Raw genomic sequence first — 21916 nt, 5'->3', positions numbered from 1 at the left:
GCTTGCGTCACGGCCGGACTTCCCGTATATTTCTTTCTTGCGCAAAGGCACAGCCGAGCGCAGCGATGCAGTCATTGGGATGTCGTCTAATGGCAGGACAGCGGATTCTGGTTCCGTCAATGGGGGTTCGACTCCCTCCATCCCAGCCATTGCATTTGCTACATATGGCCCGTTCGTCTAGCGGTTTAGGACGCCGCCCTCTCAAGGCGGAGATCACCAGTTCGAATCTGGTACGGGCTACCAAAATTGAACGCCCGGGCCTCGTAAGAGACCCGGGTTTTGTGTATTGACCGATATTTAAGGCGCGCGTTGAGTCTGCCGCCCGGACCGAGGAGTTGTCATGGACCTGCCTATCAGCTTGGAAGACATCACGTATGCCGAGAACTATCTGGCGCAGGGCGACCTGGCTGCGGCGACGCCGCTGCTTGAGCGTCTGGTGGAGCTCGCCGAGGAGTATATCGACGCTGAGTGCAAGACGGAGGAGAAGCGCCAGTACTTTAGCTTCGACAGCAAGTTTGAGCGCCTGGCCTATCGCCGCGTGGAGAAGGATCCGCGCGAGCTGGTGCAGGTCGAGGTTCCCTTTGACCGCCTGTACTCCGACATGGCGTTTGCCTACATTCGCCAGCAGGATTATGTGAGTGCTCGGAATGCCCTGATGCAGGCCGTGCGTTGGGATCCCATGAACTGCAACTATCGCTTGGACTTGGCCGAGCTGTTCCGCGCGCTCGAGGACAAGCAGGAGTGGGCATCGCTCTCGTTCTCGGTGCTGGAGCGCGCGAGCGACGGTAAGTGCGCCGCACGCGCCTACACCAATTTGGGTCAGTACTTCTTGGAGCCCGAGACCGAGAACATTTCGGCTGCCGTGGGCTGCGCGCGTCTGGCGCTGCGCCTGGCGCCCAATGATGCGCATACGACACGCCTGCTCAACAAGATCCATACCACCTATCCGGATGCCGCGGACGAGAGTGACGACCATGTGATGGGTGAGCTCGCCCTGCAGGGCGTGCCGACCTCGCCTTCGGCCGAGATCGCCATCTGCCTGATCATGTGCGCGACCGATGCTGCAAGCGACGGCGACAAGCAGGAGGCTACGCGTCTGACGGTCCGTGCCCGCGACCTGGTGGGCGAGGAGGCATGCGCGGCGATTATCAAGCTGGTGCGCGAGAGCGATGCCGAGCTTAATGCCGAGCGCAGGGCAAAGCGCGAGGCTGCGGGCTCAAACGCCGATGGCGCCAAGGAGGCCGGCGATGCCCAGTAAGCGCGAGCGCAAGCTCATTTCCAAGAATCGCTCGGCACATCACGAGTACTTTATCGATGAGACGTTTGAGTGCGGTATTGAGCTGAGCGGTACCGAGGTCAAGTCGATTCGCGAGCGCGCGTGCCAGATTACCGATACCTTTGCACTGATTCGTGGCGGGGAGTGCTGGCTCGTCGGCCTACATATCCACCCTTATAGCCATGGTAGCGTGTGGAATCGCGATCCCGACCGTCGGCGCCGTCTGCTGCTGCACCGCAAGGAGATCGACTTTCTTGACGGCAAACTTCGCAACCGTGGTTATGCGCTGGTTCCGTTGGAGCTCTACTTTAATACCGACGGTCGCGTAAAACTGCTGCTGGGCCTGGGTCGCGGCAAGAAGCTCTACGACAAGCGCGAGGACATGGCCAAGCGTGATGTCCAACGCGAGATCGACCGCGCCCTCAAGGAACGCAACCGCTAGGCGCTCTATATAAGTTGCGGTGGAATACGGACTGTTTTGCCTGTTTGAGGGGCTATTCAGTCCCTATTTCACCGCAGCTGCGGGTGTCTCATCTTTCTTACTGTTCTGACACATATGTTTCAAAGGCGGCGTCCGTTATGGGCGCTGCCTTTTTTGTGGGTACATACATCCATGAGGTTCCAACCCGAGCTAGGGGAGTGATCGTTATGGACAAAACTGCGTTCTTTACCATGCCGAGCGGCCTGTACGTGGTGAGCGCCGCGGCAGACGGGCTGCGCGCCGGCTGCGTCATCAACACTGCGGTGCAGGTGACGTCCATGCCGCCGCGCATTTCGGTTGCCGTGAACAAGGACAACGTCACCTCGGGCGTCATCGCTTCGGCCAAAGCGTTCGCGCTGACCGTGATCGATCAGACCGCCGATATGCTCTACATCGGTAACTTTGGGTTCCGCACCAGCAGCGATTATGACAAGTTTGCCAAATACGAGACCCGCGAGACGGCTCTGGGCATGCCCTATGTGCCCGAGCACGCGGCGGCCCTGTTTAGCTGCCATTTGATCGACACTGTGGATGTTGGCACGCATCTACTGTTTATCGGCGAGGTCGAGGATGCCGAGCGCTTGAGTGACGAGACGCCGCTCACCTACGATTACTACCATAAGGTCCTGAAGGGCAAGACGCCTCCGAAGGCGTCCTCGTATCAAGGCTAGAAATGTTTTAAAAATACTTGCATTATATTATTGAGAATCTATACTGATAAATGAAGTACATCACCAGTCGCGTTCGAGAGGAGAACATCATGGCTGAGGAGAAGAAGACGTATAAGTTCGTGTGCATCGTTTGTGGCTACGAGGTTGAGGTCGACACGCCCGAGCTGCCCGAGGACTACGTGTGCCCGGTCTGCGGCGTCGGTCCCGATCAGTTTGAGCTCGTCGAGGAGTAGCTCACAGACACACGGCAAACAGCCGAACATAGCTCTGTCCAAGGGCTCCGGTCGGTCATCCCGGCCGGGGCCCTTTTCCTCCGTCCCCAAGGGATCACGGCTGCTGTTAGCCGATCCTGTCTGTTGTGAGTCGGCCGACCGTTTGTCTCAATCTGTAACATGCGGCGGCTCAAAACGGGTCTACTTGTTACAGATCGAGACAAAAGGTTTGGGCTGAAGAAATATCTCGATTTGTAACATCTAGAAGTGGAAATTGGGTCCACTTGTTACAGATCAAGACAAACCAAAACCGTCCGGCAGAAGATCTCAATCTGTAACATCTAGCAGTGAAAACGGGGTCTACGTGTTACAGATTGAGACAAACGGAGCTGTCCCTCGGAATGATCTCAATCTGTAACATCTAGATATCAAAAGCGGGTCTAGATGTTACAGATTGAGACGTTTGCCTGGGTAGGTACCCCGTCCCATTACATCCCTGTCAACAACACGACATCGAGAATCGTCACGACGGCACCGATCCCTACGAGCAACGCGTTAAGTGGGTGCGAGTTGGCGTATTTGCCCATGACGCGGCGTGAGCTGGTGAGTCGTATGAGCACAAAGACCGTAATCGGCAGCTGAAGCGACAGCAGTGCCTGACTCCAGATGAGACCCTCAAAAGGATTCGGGACGATCAGGCACGCCGCCACTGCGCCGACGAAACAGACCGCCACTCCAATCGATGAGTGCCGGTCGTGGATGTCGTATTCCTCGTCGAACATGCCCGCGGTGATGGTGCCCGCCGCCATGCCCGCTGTCACGCTACTCGAGAGACCCGCGAACAGCAGCGCTACCGCAAAGATGGTCGAGCTCGCCGGGCCTAAGATGGGGGAGAGCGTGGCCGCTGCGACGGCGAGGTCGTCTACGACAATGCCGTGCGCAAAGAAGGTCGTTGCGGCCAGGATGACCATGGCCGAGTTGATTGCCCAGCCCACGCCCATCGAAAAGAGCGTGTCGAAGAGCTCGTAGCGTAGACGCTCTTCGATAACTTTCTCGCCTTGGCCTTCGAAGTGCATGGATTGGATGACCTCGGAGTGCAGGAAGAGGTTGTGGGGCATAACGACCGCACCCAGGACACTCACGATAATCGCGGCCGAGCCGCTGGGCATACTGGGTGTGATCCAGCTTGCGGCGGCCTGCGGCCAGTCGACCTTGACCAGTGCAAGCTCGGCCAAAAACGAGAGTCCTACCACGCCTACGAAGGCGATAATCCATCGCTCGGCGCGCTTGTAGGAGCTCGTCATGAGCATCGCCATCGATACTGCCGCCACGATGACGCAGCCCGCGCGCACGGGCAGCCCAAAGAGCATCTGGAGCGCGATCGCACCGCCCAGGACTTCGGCCATGGCGGTGGCGATGGTCGCGAGATAGGCACTGGCGAGTACCGTGCGCCCAACGAAGTGGGGGAGGTAACGTGTCGTGGCCTCGGCAAGACAGGCGCCCGTGGCGATACCCAGGTGTGCCGCGTTGTGCTGCAGCACAATGAGCATAATCGTGGACAGCGTGACGATCCACAGCAGCGCGTAGCCAAACTGCGAGCCCGCGGCCATATTGGAGGCCCAGTTGCCCGGGTCGATAAAGCCGACGGTCACGAGCAGCCCGGGGCCGATATGCCGCGCAATGTCTAGGCCTCCGTGACCACCGGTGCGTCGGGAGCCAAAGTGTTGTTTGAGATGGTTGAGCATGGTGCGCTCCTGCGTATGGGCGGCGTGACGTCGTATCTGGGTCGTGCGGCGCCACGCGTCGGATTTGGGTTGGGGCTACTTGTGCGCTTTGCCCTGATTGGCCACGGCGTCGATCTTGGCGGCGATGGTCGCCGGGTCGCCGATGTAGCGCTTGTCGAGGACGTTGAAATCGGTGTCGAAGGTGTAGACGAGCGGCACGCCGGTGGGGATGTTGACCTTGAGGATCTCCTCGGGCGTGAGGTGCTCGAGCTTCATGACGAGTGAGCGCAGGGAGTTGCCGTGTGCGGCGATGAGTACGCGCTTGCCGGCGAGCATCTGGGGGCGAATCTCGTCTTCGAAATAAGGCCAGGCGCGGGCGATCGTGTCCTTGAGGCACTCGGTATAGGGCAGCTGATCGGGCGCGACATCACGGTATTGCTCCTGGGTGTGGGGATCGCGCGCGTCGTTCGGCTCGAGTGCCGGCGGGCAGACATCGAAGGAGCGGCGCCAGATGAGCACCTGCTCGTCGCCGTGCTCCGCTGCGGCGTCGGCCTTGTTGAGACCCTGCAACGCTCCGTAGTGGCGCTCGTTGAGCTTCCAGGATTTGATGACGGGCAACCACTCGCGATCCATTTGGCCGAGCACGATGTCGAGGGTGTGAATTGCGCGCTTGAGACGCGAGGTGTAGCAGACGTCGAAGTCGAAGCCCGCTTCTTTGAGGGCTCGACCGCCTGCTGCGGCTTCTTCGCGGCCCGTGTCGGTGAGCTCAACATCGGTCCAGCCGGTGAACAGGTTGAGCTTGTTCCACTCGGACTCTCCGTGACGGATAAGGACGAGTTGCATCGTCTGCTGGTCTGCTTGGTGCGCCATAGGGGCCTCCTTGATCTGGCACTGTGTGCGTGCCGTTTGCTTGACGCCGCAAAGGATACCCGTTTTAAGCTTAAAAGTTAACCAAGACTAACAAAATTGTTGTATTTGAATGGGATGGTGAAAGGGGGCTGCCGAAATGTCTCGATCTGTAACAACTAGGGATGGAAATTGGGCCTAGGTGTTACAGATCGAGACAGGAAGAAATGGTCCTATGGAATGTCTCTCGAAAACATCTCAATCTGTAACAGTTAGTCGTCGTAATTGGGCCTTCCTGTTACAGATTGAGATGTTTGAAGCGGTGAGCTTACGGGCCGAACTTGGGGCCCTTGTTGCCGCCCTTAAGGTCGGCGGTGTCCACTCGTAGGGCGCGCGTTACGCGATTGTTTCGAAACGGGTGGGAAACACAACGGGCCGGCGATGCTCCTACTATGCCTATTCAACTGACTGTCTAAATATCTAGGGGAGGATCGCGATGCAGGCAGATTCCGCTCAGCAGCAGGGCCTTTATCGCCCCGAATTCGACCACGACGCATGTGGCATCGGCGCGCTTGCCGATATCAACGGTGAGCGCCATCACCAGATTCTGGACGATGCGCTGTCCATTCTGGTCAACTTGGAGCACCGCGGCGGCACGGGACTCGAGAAGAACACCGGCGACGGCGCTGGCATCTTGTTCCAGGTTCCGCATCACTTTTTCCGTAAAGAGGCTCAAAAGTGCGGCCAGATTCTGCCGGCAGAGGGCGACTATGGCGTGGCCATGCTGTTCTTCCCACAGGACGACAGGGGCGTAGAGGATGCCCATCGCGTGTTTGAGGAGGGCTGCGCTGAGGCCGGCGTGCCGCTGCTCTTTTGGCGCGAGGTGCCGGTCGATCCGCATGACCTGGGCGAGACAGCCCGCGCCTGCATGCCTACCATCCTGCAGGCCTTTCTGGGGCGCCCCGACGACACGCCGGCGGGCGATGCCTTCGAGCGCCGTCTGTATGTGTGCCGCCGCACCATCGAGAAGAAGGCCGACGCCGAGTTTGCCCTGCGCGACAAGATCTTCTACGTCTGCTCCATGAGCTCGCGCACTATCGTGTACAAGGGCATGCTCGTCGCCACGCAGATGCGCCGCTTCTTCATCGATCTCAACGACGCCGCCGTCAAGACGGCCGTTGCGCTCGTCCACTCGCGCTACTCCACCAACACCACGCCCAGCTGGGAGCGCGCGCACCCCAACCGCTTTATCATCCACAACGGCGAGATCAACACTCTCAAGGGCAACGTCAACTGGATTCGCGCCCGCGAACCCAACCTGTACAGCCCCGTGCTGCAGCATGATCTTGAGCGCGTGATGCCCATCATCAACCGCGAGGGCTCCGACTCCGCGATTTTGGACAACGTGCTTGAGTTTTTGGTCATGAACGGTCGTCCGCTCACGCGTGCCGCGTCCATGTTGCTGCCCGAGCCGTGGGACCACAACGACAGCCTGAGTGAGGAGCGCCGCGCCTACGACGCCTACCAGTCCATGCTCATGGAGCCGTGGGACGGTCCTGCCGCTATCGCCTTTACCGATGGCCGTACCCTGGGTGCCGCCCTCGACCGTAACGGCCTGCGCCCGGCTCGCTACTACGTGACGCGCGACGGCCGCTTTATGCTGGCGAGCGAGGTGGGCACCATCGAGGTGCGCCCCGAGAACATCCTGACGAGTGGCTGCTTGGGACCGGGTCAGATGCTCGAGGTCGACTTTGCCCGCGGCCGCGTGATCTACAACGACGAGCTGCGCGCCCGTTACGCCAAGGAAAAGCCCTACCGTGATTGGATTGCCGAGGAGACGCTGGCCGTCGACGCGCTCGATGAGCCCGCCGCGCCCGCGCCCGCCGAGGATGCCGAGGTGTCCTCGGCCGTGCGCATGGCCAAGCTCGGCTATCACTGGGATGACGTCGACGAGGTCGTGCGTCCCATGGCCCAGCAGGGCAAGGCCCCGCTCGCCTCGATGGGCATCGACGCGCCGCTGGCCTGCCTGTCCAAGAAGACGCGTTCGTTCTTCGATTACTTCTATCAGCTGTTCGCCCAGGTCACGAACCCGCCGATCGATGCCCTTCGCGAGCATATGGTCACCTCGACCACGCTCTACCTGGGCAACCACGGCAACCTGCTCGAGGACTCCCGTACGGCCTGTCAGCTGGTTCGCTTGGAGCGCCCGTTGCTCAACGAGGAGGAGTTCGAGCGTATCTGCGCCATCGACCGCGTGGGCTTTAAGACCCGCCGTTTCCGTGCCGTCTACCGCCGCGATGCCGGCGAGGGCGCGCTGCAGGCTGCGCTCAAGCAGCTTGCAGAGGACGTTGAGGCTGCGGTCCGCGACGGTGTGAACATCGTGGTGTTGAGCGATCGTGCCGCTGCGGGCGAGGTGCCCGTGCCGTCGCTGCTCGCCGTGGGCTGCGTGCACAACCACCTGATCCGCGCCGGCGTTCGTACCTTTGCCGACATCGTGGTGGAGTGCGGTGACGCCGTATCCCCGCACGACTTTGCGGCACTGGTGGGCTACTCCGCGAGCGGCATCTATCCGTACAACGCACATGCGTGCATCCGCGATCTGGCGGCACGCGGCGACCTGGACGTGACGGCCGAGCAGGGTATCGCCAACTACAACAAGGCCGCGACGGCGGGCATCGTTTCCATCATGTCCAAGATGGGCATCTCCACGGTGCAGAGCTACCATTCGGCGCAGATCTTCGAGGCCGTGGGCTTTACGCCGGAGTTCGTCAACGCGTACTTCGCCGGCACGGTGAGCCGTGTGGGCGGTATGGGCGTCGAGGACGTCGAGCGCGAGCAGAATGAGCGCTACGACGCCGCGCTCGCTATCCTTAAGAGCCCGGCTCCCGATCAGCTGCCCACGCTGGGCCTGACCAAGTGGCGCCCGCTCGGCGGCGAGGAACACCTCATCGACCCCCAGACCGTCTACCTGCTGCAGACCGCCTGCCGTGAGGACAGCTACGACACCTTTAAGGAGTACAGCGCCCGCCTGCACCGCACCGGCCGTGCCGTGCGTCTGCGCGACTTGCTCGACTTTGATGCCAGCGGCCGCACGCCGGTTTCGCTCGACGAGGTCGAGCCCGCGCTCAACATCGTCCGCCGCTTTAACACCGGCGCCATGTCGTACGGCTCCATCAGCAAAGAGGCACACGAGTGCATGGCCATCGCCATGAACCGCCTGCACGGCCGTTCCAACTCCGGCGAGGGCGGCGAGGATCCGCGTCGCGAGACCCCGCTGGCCAACGGTGATTCCAAGAACTCCGCCATCAAGCAGGTGGCAAGCGCGCGCTTTGGCGTGACGAGCCGCTACCTGTGCAGCGCCTTCGAGATTCAGATCAAGATGGCCCAGGGCGCTAAGCCCGGCGAGGGTGGTCACCTGCCCGGCAAGAAGGTCTACCCCTGGATCGCCGAGGTCCGTCAGTCCACGCCCGGCATCGGCCTGATCTCGCCTCCGCCGCACCACGACATCTACTCCATCGAGGACCTGGCAGAGCTCATCTTCGATCTTAAGAACGCCAACCCCGGCGCGCGCGTGTCGGTCAAGCTGGTCAGCGAGGCCGGCGTCGGCACCATCGCCACTGGTGTTGCCAAGGGCGCTGCCGACAAGATCTTGATCAGCGGCCACAACGGCGGCTCGGGTGCCGCTGCTCGCGATTCGATCTGGCACGCGGGTCTGCCGCTGGAGCTCGGTCTTGCCGAGGCCCAGCAGACGCTGCTGCAAAACGGCCTGCGCTCGCGCGTAGTGCTCGAGGCCGACGGCAAGCTCATGGACGGCACCGATGTCGCCGTCGCCTGCCTGCTGGGTGCCGAGGAGTTTGGCTTTGCGACCATGCCGCTCATCTCTATGGGCTGCCTCATGCAGCGCGACTGCCAGCAGGATACCTGCCCCGCCGGCATCGCTACGCAAAACTGCCGCCTGCGTCGCGGCTTCCGCGGCAAGCCAGAGCACGTCGAGCACTTTATGCTCTTTGTTGCCGAGCAACTGCGCGAGGTCATGGCGAGCCTGGGCTTCCGCACCGTCGACGAGATGGTCGGCCATCCCGAGTGCTTACGCCAGATCGAGGTCCCGGGCAACCGCAAAGCAAACCTGCTCGATCTGTCGCCCGTGCTGGCGAGCGCGACCTGCGAGTTCGGTGCCCATATTCCGGGCGCCGACGGTCGCCACTTCCTGCCGCAGATGGCTGCGGACAGCGAGCTCGATAAGACGCTCGACTCCACGTTGTTTGTGCCCTATACGGCCGATGCCCGTGCGCACCTGCGTCCGATTCGTTTCCGCGCCGATATCGCCAACGTCAACCGCTGCGTGGGCACCATCCTGGGCAACGCGGTGACCAAGGCTCATCCCGAGGGCCTGCCCGCCGGCTCCATCACCATCGATTGCGATGGTTCGGCCGGTCAGAGCTTTGGCGCCTTCCTGCCGCGCGGCATTACGCTCAACGTGTGCGGTGACGCCAACGACTACTTTGGCAAGGGCCTTTCGGGCGGCGAGGTGTCTGTGCGCCCCAACCCGCATGCGACCTACAAGTTCGACGAGAACATCATTGTGGGCAACGTTGCGTTCTTTGGCGCTACGAGCGGCCGCGGCTTCATTAACGGTCTGGCGGGCCAGCGCTTTGGCGTACGCAACTCCGGTGCCACCGTGGTGGTCGAGGGTTGCGGCAACCACGGTTGCGAGTACATGACGGGTGGCCTGGCGCTCATCCTGGGCGAGGTCGGGCAGAACTTCGCTGCCGGCATGACGGGTGGCGTGGCTTATGTCTTTGACCAGTACGGCACGCTCGATGCCCGCGTGAACCACGAGAGCGTTGAGCTCAAGGCCCCGACTGCCGGCGAGCTGGCGCAGATTCGCGAGCTCATCCAGGAGCACGTGGACGCGACGCAGAGCCCGCGCGGCATCAAGCTGCTCTACAGCTTTGAGACGATGAGCAAGCACTTTGTGAAGGTCATTCCGACCGAGTACGAGCGTGTGCTGGCGATTGTCGCTGCGAGCGAGGCTGCCGGCAAGACACATGCGCAGGCAGAGGAGCTGGCGTTTGACATTGTGACCGGTCGCGCGAGCGCCGCGGATGTCGCTCGCTTCGATATTGCGGGCGGTGCTGCGGGTGCTGCGTCCGTGGCCGCCAGCTCTGTTGCTTCGACCAAGAAGGAGGCGTAAGTGCTATGGGTAAGCCCGGTGCTTTTCTTGATATCGATCGCGTGACCCACGAGCTTCGCCCCGTGGAGGAGCGCAGCCGCGATTTCGATCCGCTGTACGTGGAGCTTGACGACGATGCACGCCGTGCCCAGGCGAGCCGCTGCATGATGTGCGGCGTGGCGTTTTGCCAGATGGGCGCGAGCTTTGGCAAGGCACGCCCGAGCGGCTGCCCGCTGCACAACCTGATTCCCGAGTGGAATGAGTTGGTGTACCGCGGCCGCTGGGACGAGGCGGCCGAGCGCCTGTCGCTCACCTCGCCCATGCCCGAGTTTACGAGTCGCGTGTGCCCGGCGCTGTGCGAGGCCGCGTGCAACCTGGGTTCGGTCGATGGCCAGCCCACGACGATCCATGACAACGAACGTGCGATTAGCGACCATGAGTGGGCCAGCGGCGGTCCGCGCCGCTTTGAGCCGGCGGGGGAGGATGCGCCCACGGTCGCCGTGGTTGGTTCTGGACCGGCTGGCCTGGTGGCCGCATGGGAGCTTGCGCGTCGCGGCGCCCGCGTGACGGTGTTTGAGCGCGACGACCGACCGGGCGGCCTGCTCATGTACGGCATTCCCAACATGAAGCTCGAGAAGTCCGTGGTCGAGCGTCGTGTGGCGCTCATGCGCGAGCTGGGTATTGTGTTCGAGCTGGGCGCCGACGTGAGCGATCCCAAGGTTACCGCCAGGCTCGACGACTTTGACGCCGTCGTGGTGGCTGCTGGCGCCCGTGCCCCGCGCGGTCTTTCGGCTACGAACGTGGACGCCCCGGGCGTGGTGTACGCCGTGGACTATCTGACGGCTTCGACCGTGTCGGTTCTCGACGGCGGCGAGCCCGCGGTCGATGCGCGTGGCCTGGACGTTGTGGTCATTGGCGGCGGCGATACCGGTAACGACTGTGTGGGTACCGCCGTGCGCCAAGGCGCGCGCAGCGTGCGCCAGTTTGAGTTCTTGCCAGCTGCGCCCGATAAGCGCGCGGCAGGCAACCCCTGGCCGCAGTGGCCCAACGTTAAGAAGACCGATTACGGCCAGCAGGAGGCTATCGCTGCGATGGGTGGCGAGATGCGTGCCTGGGCCGTGGATACACTCGAGGTGCTGCTGGACAAGAAGGGTGCGGCTGCGGGTCTGCGCGTGGTCGATCTGGACTGGTCGGCGGGAAAGCCCGAGCGCATCGCGGGCTCCGAGCACGAGGTGCCAGCGCAGCTGGTGCTCATCGCCTGCGGCTTTACGGGTCCGGAGTACGGTGTGTTCGATGCGGTGAGCGTGCCTGTTGCCACCGCTGGTCGTCCGCTGCCGGTGATGGCTGCCGAGGGCTCGCATCTCGCGGCTCGCACGGAGGGCGTCGCCGCTGATGCCGCGCCGGTGTATGTGGCGGGTGATGCCCGCAACGGCAGCTCGCTCGTGGTGAGTGCCATGGCCGATGCCCTGGCCTGCGCAGCCGAAGTCGCCGAGGCACTGGAACTGTAAAGTAGTCACGGAGATATTCAACAATCGAATCGGCAAGGGCTGTCCCTAACTGCCGGCACAAAAGGAACGTCCCTAAGTGCCGACAGTTAGGGACGTTCCTTTTGTGCCGGCATTCGGGGACACTCCTTGCGGATTTGCGAGCAGTTTGCTCGTTTGTCGACGTACGGGTGTTCATTTGTCGACTTCTCGGGCTGTGGTCACCTGTTGTTTCTGTGGTGGCTGCGGGCATCTGGCTCAAAAGGGCGGGTTGGCCGTCTATGTCTACCTGCGGTTTTGTTGCGGTGCGCATTTTCGATCAAGCTTTTCGTCAAGTGTTTGGTCAGTATCTGGTTTGCAGTCGGAGGCCTATTTTGCCCGCGCTGGTCGTGGCTGCCCACCTTCCTCGTAAGCTCAAATTGAGGTCCATCAGTTTGAGGAGGATGCCATGACTGACCACGCTTTTGACCGAGCAGAGCTAGCCGAAGCCGTCGGCAACGATATTGCCGACATGGCTCACTTTTGGATGCTGCGGAAGTTTCAATTCCTGGAGCCGGCACGCGAACAGTTCGAGATTATCGTCGACCCGTGGCTCAGCTATTGCGAGGAACCTTCTCAAAACGAAATCATGGCCTACAACATGGCATTTACCGATTGGCTGCTCTTCGAGCGCCCCTATCGCCATGGCAAGACGCTGCTCGAGCTGTATGTTGACGAGCCGCCGGCATCGCTTTCGCCTGCCTCGCTCAAGCGGCTCGAGCAGGTACGCGACACGCAGTATTTCTCGCGCTTTGGCATTTTGGACAAGAATCCTGCGTCCGGCATGGTCGTGCTGAAGGACACGCGCACCGATCATCGCTTTGATGTCTACGACCCGCATATCGTGCAGAAGGAGCATTGGAACGACGGCGCGATTGCGGTGCGCCTCGCCTGCGTCGACGATGTCTGGCTTACGGCGGGACAGCTCTATCTGTATGACATCGCGCGCCTGAACGACACGGCGGTCGACGGACCGGGTGCGGTGCATCCCGAGGATCTGCAGGACGGCTTTGACACCTCGTGCATCAGCTTCTTCTTGCGTCTGGTCCGCGACATCATGGGCGCCCAGGGGCGGTACGTAAAGTCGCTCAACATCTACGAGCAGGAGTGGGAGTAGGGGATGGGTGGTTGTCGCCTGCCTTGCCTTTTGCCTTTTTGTCTCGATCTGTAACGTTTGGGGACAAAAACCAGTCTATCTGTTACAGATCGAGACGAATGCTTGGGCGCCGCTGGTTTGTCTAAATCTGTAACGTTTAGGGGCCTGGAGAACGTCTTACTGGTACAGATCGAGACGTTTGGCACCTGGCTGGGGGGGGGATGTCTCAATCTGTAACATCTACAGTCCAAAAATCGGTCTTCCTGTTACAGGTCGAAACGTTTGTCGGCGGAGGCAACGGTGACGATGGTCCATTTGTCCGATGTGGTGGTGATGGAAGTGTCTAATACCGTTTTCAAGCACAAGCATACGACTCGCAACACGTTGGCGCGGAATAGGATGCTCGCGCGACTCACGGAGGCGACCGAGCAAGGTGCGCTGCTCGCAACGCATGACAATGCCGAGCTCATGTGGCTGCGGCGTCATGTTGGAACCGACGATATCGCGGAACCCGAGCCGTATTTGTTCTGCTTTCAACATGATTGGGGTGTGCTGACGCCGGCGGAGCGAACGCTGCGTACCATCAAAGGGCTTGCAGAGTTTCATCCCGATTGGGCGTTTTGGGGCTATGACGCGGCGCTTTTGTGGGGTCTGGAGGTGCCGAATGATCTGCTTGGGTCGCGTTTTCTTGTTAAGACGGGTTGTTCGGTGGCGTTGAGCGGCGGGTGCAGGTTGTTGCGTCCGCAGATGGCGGGCGCACTCGAGCATGTTGATGGCGTGCGGGTGACGTCGTTTTGGCGCACGGTGGAGGATTGCCTACTGCGTGCGCCGTTCTCCTACGGGTTGGCGATTGCCGATTCTGCACTGCGGGCGAAAGGCGTATCACGTGGGGATTTGTGCGAGCGCCTCCGCGCCGATTGCGAGGGCAGGCGAGGGTATCGCAGGGCACAGGTGATTGCGTCGTATGCGGACGGGCTGTCTGAAAACGGCGGCGAGTCTCGGTTCCGAGCATTCTTTATTGCGTACGGCTTTCCGGTTCCGGAGCTGCAGGTGGAGTTTCGCGACCCGCTCGATCCGAGCCAGGTGTTTCGCGTCGACTATTTTTGGCGGCTCGAGGACGGGACGTGTGTCATCGGCGAGCTCGACGGAAAGGGGAAGTACACCTTGCAGAGCGGCGAGGGTCGGGAGTCGGTTGACCCATTCGTGGCAGAGCGTCAGCGGGAATCTCATCTGACAATGCTCGGGCATAAGGTGCTTCGGTTTACGTTTAACGAACTCAAAGGCCCGGGGAAGCTAGTCGAGAAAATGAGGCTGGCGGGTATTCCTCGGCAGGTTGAATTGGCTGAGGAGTGGAGATGCCAGTGGTATGGGCGCTGAGAGGTTTTGTCTCGATCTGTAACGTTTAGAGGTTGTTTGAGCTCGTAATTGTTACAGATCGAGACAAGCCGGTGAAACGTCGACCGAATGTCTCGATCTGTAACATCAGGGGGCCCAATAACCCTGTACCTGTTATAGATCGAGAGATTTCCCTAGTGCCGCTGGGATGGGACTGCAACGTATTCCGTCCCCCACATCCTCTCTTCGTTCCGTTAACCGATGCGTCTGCAGCAATCCAGCGGGACTAGGTGATAATGGACAAATGTTCAAGTTAATCGTGAGGGAGGAGCTCGATATGGCATCTGCCGATCGTCCCACGTTGTTTATCAATGCGACCATTCTGGATGGTTCGGAGCATATGGAGCCGCAACCCGATATGGCCGTGACTGTTGAGCGCGGCGTCATCACCTGGATGGGGCCGAGTGCTGTGGCGCAGGCGCCTGCAGGTGCCGAGGTTATCGACCTGGGTGGTGCGTATCTCATGCCCGGTCTCATCAATATGCACGTGCACCTGTGCGGCTCGGGCAAGCCTGTCTCGGCCGGCGATGCGGGAGCGCTGATGAAGAAACTCGATAATCCCGTGGGCCGTGCCATCGTCCGCCGCATCCTCAAGGGCAGTGCCCAGCAGCAGCTGGCAAGCGGCGTGACCACAGTGCGCGGCGCGGGCGACCCGCTGTTTGCCGACATTGCCGTGCGCGACGCTATCGACGCCGGCAAGTATCAGGGTCCGCGCCTGGTAGCGCCGGGAACGGGCGTCACGGTGCCGGGCGGCCATGGCGCGGGCTTGTTCGCCCAGGTGGCCAACAGCCCCGTCGAGGTAGCCGAGCAGGTGCGAGACCTGTATGCGCGCGGCGCCGACGTCATTAAGCTGTTCGTAACGGGCGGTGTGTTCGATGCGACCGAGGTGGGCGAGCCGGGCGTGCTGCGTATGCCGGTGGAGGTTGCCGCGGCGGCGTGCAAGGCGGCGCACGAGGTGGGTCTGCCGGTTATGGCTCATGTCGAGAGCACCGAGGGCGTGAAGGCCGCGCTTGAGGCCGGGGTCGACACGATCGAGCACGGTGCCCCGATGACGCCCGAGATCCTGGAGCTGTATCGCGGCGCCGCGGGCACACAGCTCGAGGGACGCGCGCCGAGCGTGACCTGCACGATCAGCCCGGCGCTGCCGTTTGTATTGCTCGACCCGGAAAAGACCCATTCGACCGATACACAAAAGAAGAACGGCGACATCGTGTGCTCGGGCATCATCGAGAGCGCCCGTGCCGCACTGGAAGCTGGCATTAAGGTGGGCCTGGGCACGGACTCAAGCTGCCCGTTCGTGACGCAGTACGACATGTGGCGTGAGGTTGCCTATTTTGCCAAGTATGTCGGTGTGAGCAACGCCTTCGCGCTGCATACGGCTACGCAAGTCAACGCCGAGCTGCTGGGGCTGGGCGGCGAGACCGGTACGATCGAGTGCGGCAAGGCCGCCGATATCCTGGTGACGCGCAAGAATCCGCTCGATGACCTGTGCGCTCTGCGTGAGCCGACGCATGTGATGTGTCGCGGTGATCTGGTACGCAAGCTCATGGTGAAGCGTATTCCCGAGGTGGACGCCGAGCTCGACGCGATTATGGACATGCCTGCCGAAGCGCTGGCTGAGGAGCTGGCCCGCGACGGTGTGGCGTAGATGTGACAAAGGGGCAGCTCCGTTGCCGCATGCAAAAGCCGAGGTCTCAACACGAGGCCTCGGCTTTTTTTTCGAACAAATACTTAAGATTTGGGACAAACAAACCTGATTAATTTGTCCCGCGTGCGGGCGCTAGGAGCGGGTTTCCATCTTGGCGTGGCACTTGGGACAGGTGACGCGGATCTTGCCCTTGCCCTTGGGGACGGAGAGCATCTGGCCGCAGTTGGGGCACTTGAGGTATGCCGTGGTCTTGCGACCCTTCCACATCTTCTTGGCCGTGCGCTTGGCACGCTCAAAGTCTTCCTTACTGGTGCCGGCTGCGCGTGAGGTGCTGGCCGCTGCAGTTCCACCGCCCAAGCTGGCGACGAACTTGCCCAAGCCGGGGACGTTCGCGGTCGCGGCGACAAAGGCCTCGTTCTCCTTGCGACGTGCGTCGATGTTTTTGGACAGGCCGCGCAGCACGCCGATCACGATGATGGCGATGGCGATCCAGCTGAGCCACTGGATGCGGGCTATCGATCCGATCATCGCGATGACAATGCCGGCAAAACCCATCACGATGGTGAGTTCATCGGCACCATTGCGACCCTTCATAAAGTCATTCATGCAAATTGCCTTTCATTCGATATGCCGCACGCCTTTATACCCGATTTAGAGCAAGGGGGACAGGTTATTCTGCACCAATGTGGTGTAAACGTGCCTGTCCCCGATACACCAAGATGGTGCAAAGCAGTCCGTCCCCAATGCCCCAATCACTTGGAGAGCTTGTCGACGACGCGTTCGATCTCGGCGAGCTTGGCGGCCTTGAGGTCTTCGTCGCCCGATTCGATTGCCGAGGTCACGCAACCCTCGATATGCGCCTTGAGCACGTCGGCGTTGATGCGCGCAATGAGCGCCTGCGTTGCCATGAGCTGCGTGGAAATATCGACGCAGTAGCGGTCCTCCTCGACCATCCGCAGGATGCCGTCGATCTGACCGCGTGCCGTCTTGAGCATGCGGGTCACCGATTTATGGTCTGCCATCATGGCGGGTCCTCGTTTCTGGTCGGGGTGCGCGTGGGTCGTTACGCGGCGGTTACGGACAGGGCGTGGAACTTCTCGCCGGCGCCCTCGACGGCGGCGGCGAGCTGCTCGGCGGTCACGGTGTCGGCGCACTCCACCTGGACGGTCTGGGTTTCGTGATCGGCGTCGGCGTCGGTCACGCCGGCCACGTTGAGCAACGCCGTCTCGACGGTGGCGTCGCAGTGGCCGCACATAAGGCCGGAAGTCTTAATTGTGAAACGCATGGATATTCCTCTCTGTTGTGTCGGCTTTCCTAGGCACCCGACCTTGACCTTCAAACCGTCGCTCGCGTACCAAAGTACGCGTCGCTCCTCTTTCAGGTCAATCTCGGGCACCTGGAAACCCGTTCTAAATGGACTTAATGGTGAGCCTATTTTGCCACTTTGGATCTAAAAGTTCGCAGGCGCAGGGCATTGCTTACGACGCACACGCTCGACAGGCTCATGGCCGCGGCGCCGAACATCGGCGAGAGCTGCCAACCGGTGAGGGGGAAGAACACGCCCGCCGCCAGCGGAATGCCGATGCCGTTGTAGAACAGCGCCCAGAACAGGTCCTGCTTGATGTTGCGGATCGTGGCGCGTGAAAGCTCGATGGCTCGGGCGACGTCCATGAGGTCGCTGCGCATGAGTAGCACGTCGGCGCCCTCCTTGGCGATGTCGGCGCCGGTGCCGATAGCAAGGCCCACGTCGGCGCGCGCCAGGGCGGGGGAGTCGTTGATGCCGTCGCCCACCATGGCGACCTTGCCGCCCGCATCCTGCAGTTCGCGCACGTGGCGTTCCTTGTCGGCGGGAAGGACGTCGGCGATGACCTGTTCGCTGCTCAGCCCCACGCGGCGGGCGATTGCTTCGGCAGTGACGCGGTTGTCGCCGGTGAGCATGCGCACGTCGACGCCGAGTGAGCGCAGCGCGGAAATGGCTGCGGCGCTTGTCTCCTTGACCTTGTCAGCCACGGCAATGGTGCCGGCAAGCTCGCCGTTCTTGGCAAAGAACAGCGGCGTCTTGCCTTCGGCGGCAAATTGCTCGGCAAGGTCCGTAGGCACGGCAGCGCCCAACTCGCCCATGAAGCGCACGTTGCCGGCTGCGATGACATTCTGCCCCTCGCGCGCCGTAACGCCTCGTCCAGGCACGGCGGCAAAGTCCTCGACCATGCGTGCGACGATTCCGCGCGCCTCGCACTCGGCCATAATCGCCTCTGCCAGCGGGTGCTCGCTCGAGCGCTCCAGCGCGGCGGCCAGCTTGAGCAGCGCCTTTTCGCTCATGGCGGGCGAGCCGTCGGCGCGCGCGGCAACCACAATGTCGGTCACGGCCGGCTTGCCGCGGGTGACGGTGCCCGTCTTGTCGAGCACCACGGTGCCCACGCTGCGCAGATTCTCCAGCGCCTCGGCGCTCTTGAACAGGATGCCCATTTCGGCGCCCTTGCCGGTGCCCACCATAATGGCGACGGGGGTGGCCAGGCCCAGCGCGCACGGACAACTGATCACTAGCACGGCGACGGCGGAGGTAAGCGCCTCGTTGATGCTGCCGGTCAGTGCCATCCACACCGCAAAGGTCACGGCCGAGATCACAAACACCACGGGCACAAACACACCGGCGACCTTATCGGCCAGGCGGGCGATGGGCGCCTTGGTGGCGTTGGCGTCCTCGACGAGCTGGATGATCTTGGCAAGCGACGTGTCGGCGCCCACGCGTGTGGCGCGGAAGGTAAACGAGCCGGTGCGGTTGACGGTGGCGGCGTTGACGGTATCGCCGACGGTTTTCTCCACGGGGATGGACTCGCCGGTGAGCGCGCTCTCGTCTACGGCGGAGGCGCCCTCGAGCACCACGCCGTCGACGGGGATGGACTCGCCGGGGCGCACGCGCAGAACCTGGCCGGGAAGGATGCTGTCGACGTCGACGGTGGTCTCGCTGCCGTCCTCTGCCACGACGGTCGCGGTCTTGGGCGCTAGGTCGATCAACGCCTCGATGGCGCCGCCAGTTTTGGACTTGCTGCGCGTCTCGAGGTATTTGCCCACGGTGACGAGCGACAGGATCGTGCCGGCGCTCTCAAAATAGAGATTGTCCATGCTCGTCATCATGGCCTCGTGCACCTGACCTGTGGCCAGCTGGTCGGCCATGATAAACATGGCATAGAGCGACCAGGCGATCGACGTGGTGGCGCCTACGGCGATGAGCGCGTCCATGGTGGGCGCGCCGTGCGCGAGCGATTTAAATCCGTTGATAAAGTACGCGTCGTTGACGTAGACGATGGGGATGAGCAGGACGAGCTCGGTGAGGGCGAGCGTCATGCTGTGGGTATGGTCGGTGAAAATGCCGGGCAGCGGCCAACCGAGCATGTGCCCCATGCCTATGTAGAACAGCGGAATGAGGAAGGCAATCGAGACGATGAGGCGGGTGCGCATGGCAGAGGCGGCGGCCTCCAGCTTTTTGGTCGGCGACTCCATATGGGCGGCGCCGGACCTGGCTTGCGCGCTGCCGTTTGAGCCGGCGGCGCCGGTGCCCGCATCGACGGGCGAGGCCGAGTAGCCCGCGCGGTCGACGGCGGTGCAGATATCCTCGGGGGAGACCTGCGCGGGGTCGTAGTCGACCAGCATGGAGCCGGCGAGCAGGTTGACCGCGACGCTTTGTACGCCGTCGAGCTTGCTCACGGCACGATCCACGTGCGCCTGGCAGGCGGCGCATGTCATGCCGCCCACGTCGAACTTATCTTGAGCCATGGCTTCTCCTTTCCGTGGTTTAGTGTTGGAATTGTTAACCTGCTGATACTATACACCCATACCCCCTGGGGGTGTCCAGTAATGGTTGGAATGTATGACTTTTCATTACAGATGAGGGCGGCTGCTCAATCGTTGGCAGTCCCTGCCAAACATCTCAATCTGTAACATCTAGCAGGGAAAATGACCTCTAGTTGTTATAGATCGAGATTTTGTTTTGCGAGGTTTGAGTTTGTCTCGATCTGTAGCACGTAGAGGAAGATTTGCCCTGTAGATGTTACAGATTGAGACAATCGGCCCAGACCCGCCTCATCCGCCTCGTCATCTGTGGTTTACGTGGGGGCATGCGAAGCACGGGTATACTAACCGGCGGCGAATCTGCTCCATCGCTTAGAGCTGCTGCGTCTGGACGGCGCGTGATAGGGCTGCCAAAGCGATCGCCAGCGTGCTGAGCAACGTCCTCTCTGTGCGCACCCGTTTTTGTATGTATTAGCGCACTACCAAGCACGCCCGCGCGGCCGCATGCCGTGCCCATTGCGCGTGCAGATAAGGAACAACAACATATGCGTAATTCTGTATCCGACGTCACCGACGCCGAGATTCTGGACGAGACCCGTGAGGCCATGACCCAGGCTGCCTTCGATGCCGCCGATGAGGCCAATGCTGCCCAGGCCGTCGAGTCCGCTACCGAGAGCCTGCCCGCCTTTGACGAGCTGGGCCTTTCCGACGAGATGCTTCGTGCTATCGAGAACCTGGGCTACACGGCGCCGACGCCCGTGCAGGCCGGTTCGATTCCTGTGGTGCTCGAAGGCCGCGACCTGCTTGCCGCCGCTCAGACCGGCACCGGCAAGACGGCTGCCTTTTTGCTGCCGACCATGAACAACCTGGAGCACATCGCTCCGCCCAAGCCTGTGCGCGAGCGCAGCGGCCGCAACCGCCGTCGCGGTGCCAAGAAGCCCGAGGGCAACGGTCGCGGTCCCGTGATGCTCGTCATCACCCCCACGCGCGAGCTTGCCCAGCAGATCGACGAGGTCGCGAGCAAAATCGCCGACGTCACGGGCCACGTTGCCGTGACCGTCGTGGGCGGCGTGAGCTACAAGCCGCAGACCGCGGCACTCAAGTACGGCTGCGATATCCTGGTCGCCACGCCGGGCCGTCTGGTCGATCTGATCGAGCAGGGCGCCTGCCACCTGGACGAGGTCAAGGTGCTGGTGCTCGACGAGGCCGACCGCATGCTCGACATGGGCTTTTTGCCCGCCGTCCGCCGCATTGTGCGCGAGACGCCGTCCGAGCGCCAGACGCTTCTGTTCTCGGCGACGCTTGACGAGGAAGCCGTGGGCGAGATCACCGACCTGGTGAGCGATCCGGCCCGCGTGGAGATCGCGCCCGCCACGTCGACCGCCGACACCGTCGACCAGTTTGTGTTCCCGGTGTCCATCGAGGCCAAGAACAACCTGCTGCCCGAGTTCCTCAAGAAGGAGGGCCCGGAGCGCACCATCGTCTTTATGCGCACCAAGCACCGCGCCGACAGCTGCTGCCGTCGTCTGGAGCGTAAGGGCATCAAGGCTGCCGCGATTCACGGCAACCGTAGCCAGGCCCAGCGCGAGCGCGCGCTTTCAGCTTTCCGCGACGGCACCGTCGACGTGCTGGTGGCAACCGATGTTCTCGCCCGCGGCATCGACATTAGCGACGTGCGCTACGTCGTGAACTTCGACGTGCCGGCCGAGCCGACCGACTATATCCACCGCATTGGCCGTACGGGCCGCGCCGGCGAGCTGGGCTGGGCCATTACGTTTGTGACCGAGCAGGACGTCGACGAGTTCTACGAGATTGAGAAGCTCATGGACAAGACGGCCGATATTTACGAAGCGGGCGACCTGCACGTGGGCCCCACCCCGCCCGCCGTTGACCCCGAGCGCGATCCTGCCGCCTTTAAGGTGAAGAAGAAGACCAAGCGCGGCAAGTCCAAGAGCAAGAAGAAACTCGAGCAAGCGCGTCGCGACGGCAAGCGCAACGGCGACGATTACGGCGACGTGGCCGGTCGTTCTAACCGCGGTCGCGACGAGCGCCGCGGCGACGGCGAGCGTCCGAGCCGTCCCA

The 21916-nt window shown here is 61.9% G+C and carries 16 protein-coding genes and 2 tRNA genes; 12 read left to right on the top strand and 6 right to left on the bottom strand.

Annotation, left to right across the window (positions count from 1 at the left end; all coding sequences use genetic code 11):
• The first annotated feature begins 75 nt into the window (after window positions 1–75).
• From DXC67_RS08450 to DXC67_RS08425, 6 genes are all read left to right on the top strand, one after another.
• Window positions 76–149: transfer RNA gene (locus DXC67_RS08450), tRNA-Gln, on the top strand.
• Window positions 150–166: 17 nt separating this feature from the next.
• Window positions 167–243, top strand: a tRNA-Glu gene (locus tag DXC67_RS08445).
• A 97-nt stretch (window positions 244–340) separates the two neighbouring features.
• Entirely contained in the window at window positions 341–1258 is a 918-nt protein-coding gene (locus tag DXC67_RS08440) for a hypothetical protein (protein WP_117638062.1), read from the top strand.
• Window positions 1248–1718 (top strand): SsrA-binding protein SmpB, encoded by a 471-nt coding sequence (smpB, locus tag DXC67_RS08435; protein ID WP_117638061.1) that lies wholly within the window; start codon window positions 1248–1250, stop codon window positions 1716–1718. Before DXC67_RS08440 ends, smpB begins: the two co-directional genes overlap by 11 nt.
• 206 nt (window positions 1719–1924) lie before the next feature.
• Complete coding sequence (locus DXC67_RS08430; protein ID WP_055251877.1) at window positions 1925–2428, top strand: flavin reductase family protein; 504 nt, start codon at window positions 1925–1927, stop codon at window positions 2426–2428.
• A gap of 89 nt (window positions 2429–2517) precedes the next feature.
• Window positions 2518–2661: a rubredoxin-like domain-containing protein gene (locus tag DXC67_RS08425; protein ID WP_117638060.1), complete on the top strand. Its 144-nt coding sequence runs from the start codon at window positions 2518–2520 to the stop codon at window positions 2659–2661.
• A 467-nt stretch (window positions 2662–3128) separates the two neighbouring features.
• Here the strand turns inward: DXC67_RS08425 and DXC67_RS08420 are convergent, their stop codons facing one another.
• Together DXC67_RS08420 and gpmA are read right to left on the bottom strand one after the other, a co-directional pair.
• On the bottom strand, window positions 3129–4385 hold the full coding sequence (locus tag DXC67_RS08420) for an Nramp family divalent metal transporter (protein ID WP_117638059.1): 1257 nt from the start codon (window positions 4383–4385) through the stop codon (window positions 3129–3131).
• Window positions 4386–4460: 75 nt separating this feature from the next.
• The gene (gene gpmA, locus DXC67_RS08415) at window positions 4461–5207 is read right to left on the bottom strand and encodes a 2,3-diphosphoglycerate-dependent phosphoglycerate mutase (protein WP_199410695.1); all 747 of its coding nucleotides are present in this window, start codon (window positions 5205–5207) and stop codon (window positions 4461–4463) included.
• Between the two features lie 499 nt (window positions 5208–5706).
• Here gpmA and gltB point away from each other — a divergent pair, with 499 nt between their 5' ends.
• The 5 genes from gltB (at window position 5707) to DXC67_RS08390 (ending at window position 16045) form a co-directional block, all read left to right on the top strand.
• Entirely contained in the window at window positions 5707–10404 is a 4698-nt protein-coding gene (gene gltB / locus DXC67_RS08410) for a glutamate synthase large subunit (RefSeq protein ID WP_117638057.1), read from the top strand.
• A 5-nt stretch (window positions 10405–10409) separates the two neighbouring features.
• Complete coding sequence (locus tag DXC67_RS08405) at window positions 10410–11891, top strand: glutamate synthase subunit beta (RefSeq protein ID WP_117638056.1); 1482 nt, start codon at window positions 10410–10412, stop codon at window positions 11889–11891.
• Window positions 11892–12315: 424 nt separating this feature from the next.
• Window positions 12316–13023 carry a hypothetical protein gene (locus tag DXC67_RS08400; RefSeq protein WP_117638055.1) on the top strand — a complete coding sequence of 236 codons (708 nt, stop codon included), beginning with the start codon at window positions 12316–12318 and terminating at the stop codon, window positions 13021–13023.
• 279 nt (window positions 13024–13302) lie between these two features.
• Window positions 13303–14379, top strand: coding sequence for a hypothetical protein (locus tag DXC67_RS08395; protein WP_147327779.1), 1077 nt, complete (start codon window positions 13303–13305; stop codon window positions 14377–14379).
• A 295-nt stretch (window positions 14380–14674) separates the two neighbouring features.
• A complete protein-coding gene (locus DXC67_RS08390) occupies window positions 14675–16045 on the top strand; it encodes an amidohydrolase family protein (RefSeq protein ID WP_233503214.1) in 1371 nt (456 codons plus the stop codon).
• A 132-nt stretch (window positions 16046–16177) separates the two neighbouring features.
• On the opposite strand, the gene DXC67_RS08385 is transcribed toward DXC67_RS08390, so the two are convergent.
• From DXC67_RS08385 to DXC67_RS08370, 4 genes are all read right to left on the bottom strand, one after another.
• Window positions 16178–16651, bottom strand: coding sequence for a hypothetical protein (locus tag DXC67_RS08385; protein ID WP_117638052.1), 474 nt, complete (start codon window positions 16649–16651; stop codon window positions 16178–16180).
• Between the two features lie 146 nt (window positions 16652–16797).
• Window positions 16798–17070: a metal-sensing transcriptional repressor gene (locus DXC67_RS08380; protein WP_006235337.1), complete on the bottom strand. Its 273-nt coding sequence runs from the start codon at window positions 17068–17070 to the stop codon at window positions 16798–16800.
• 38 nt (window positions 17071–17108) lie between these two features.
• On the bottom strand, window positions 17109–17330 hold the full coding sequence (locus DXC67_RS08375) for a heavy-metal-associated domain-containing protein (protein ID WP_055251893.1): 222 nt from the start codon (window positions 17328–17330) through the stop codon (window positions 17109–17111).
• Between the two features lie 146 nt (window positions 17331–17476).
• Window positions 17477–19819: a cation-translocating P-type ATPase gene (locus DXC67_RS08370; RefSeq protein ID WP_117638051.1), complete on the bottom strand. Its 2343-nt coding sequence runs from the start codon at window positions 19817–19819 to the stop codon at window positions 17477–17479.
• A 560-nt stretch (window positions 19820–20379) separates the two neighbouring features.
• On the opposite strand from DXC67_RS08370, the gene DXC67_RS08365 reads away from it, so the two are divergent.
• The coding region (locus tag DXC67_RS08365; RefSeq protein WP_233503213.1) for a DEAD/DEAH box helicase at window positions 20380–21916 on the top strand (1537 nt) is incomplete at its 3' end.

This window comes from Collinsella sp. TF07-1, from assembly GCF_003437235.1.
Classification (GTDB): domain Bacteria; phylum Actinomycetota; class Coriobacteriia; order Coriobacteriales; family Coriobacteriaceae; genus Collinsella.
The sequence above is the reverse complement of the archived record's forward strand: the minus strand, read 5'-3'. Positions and strand labels throughout refer to the sequence as shown.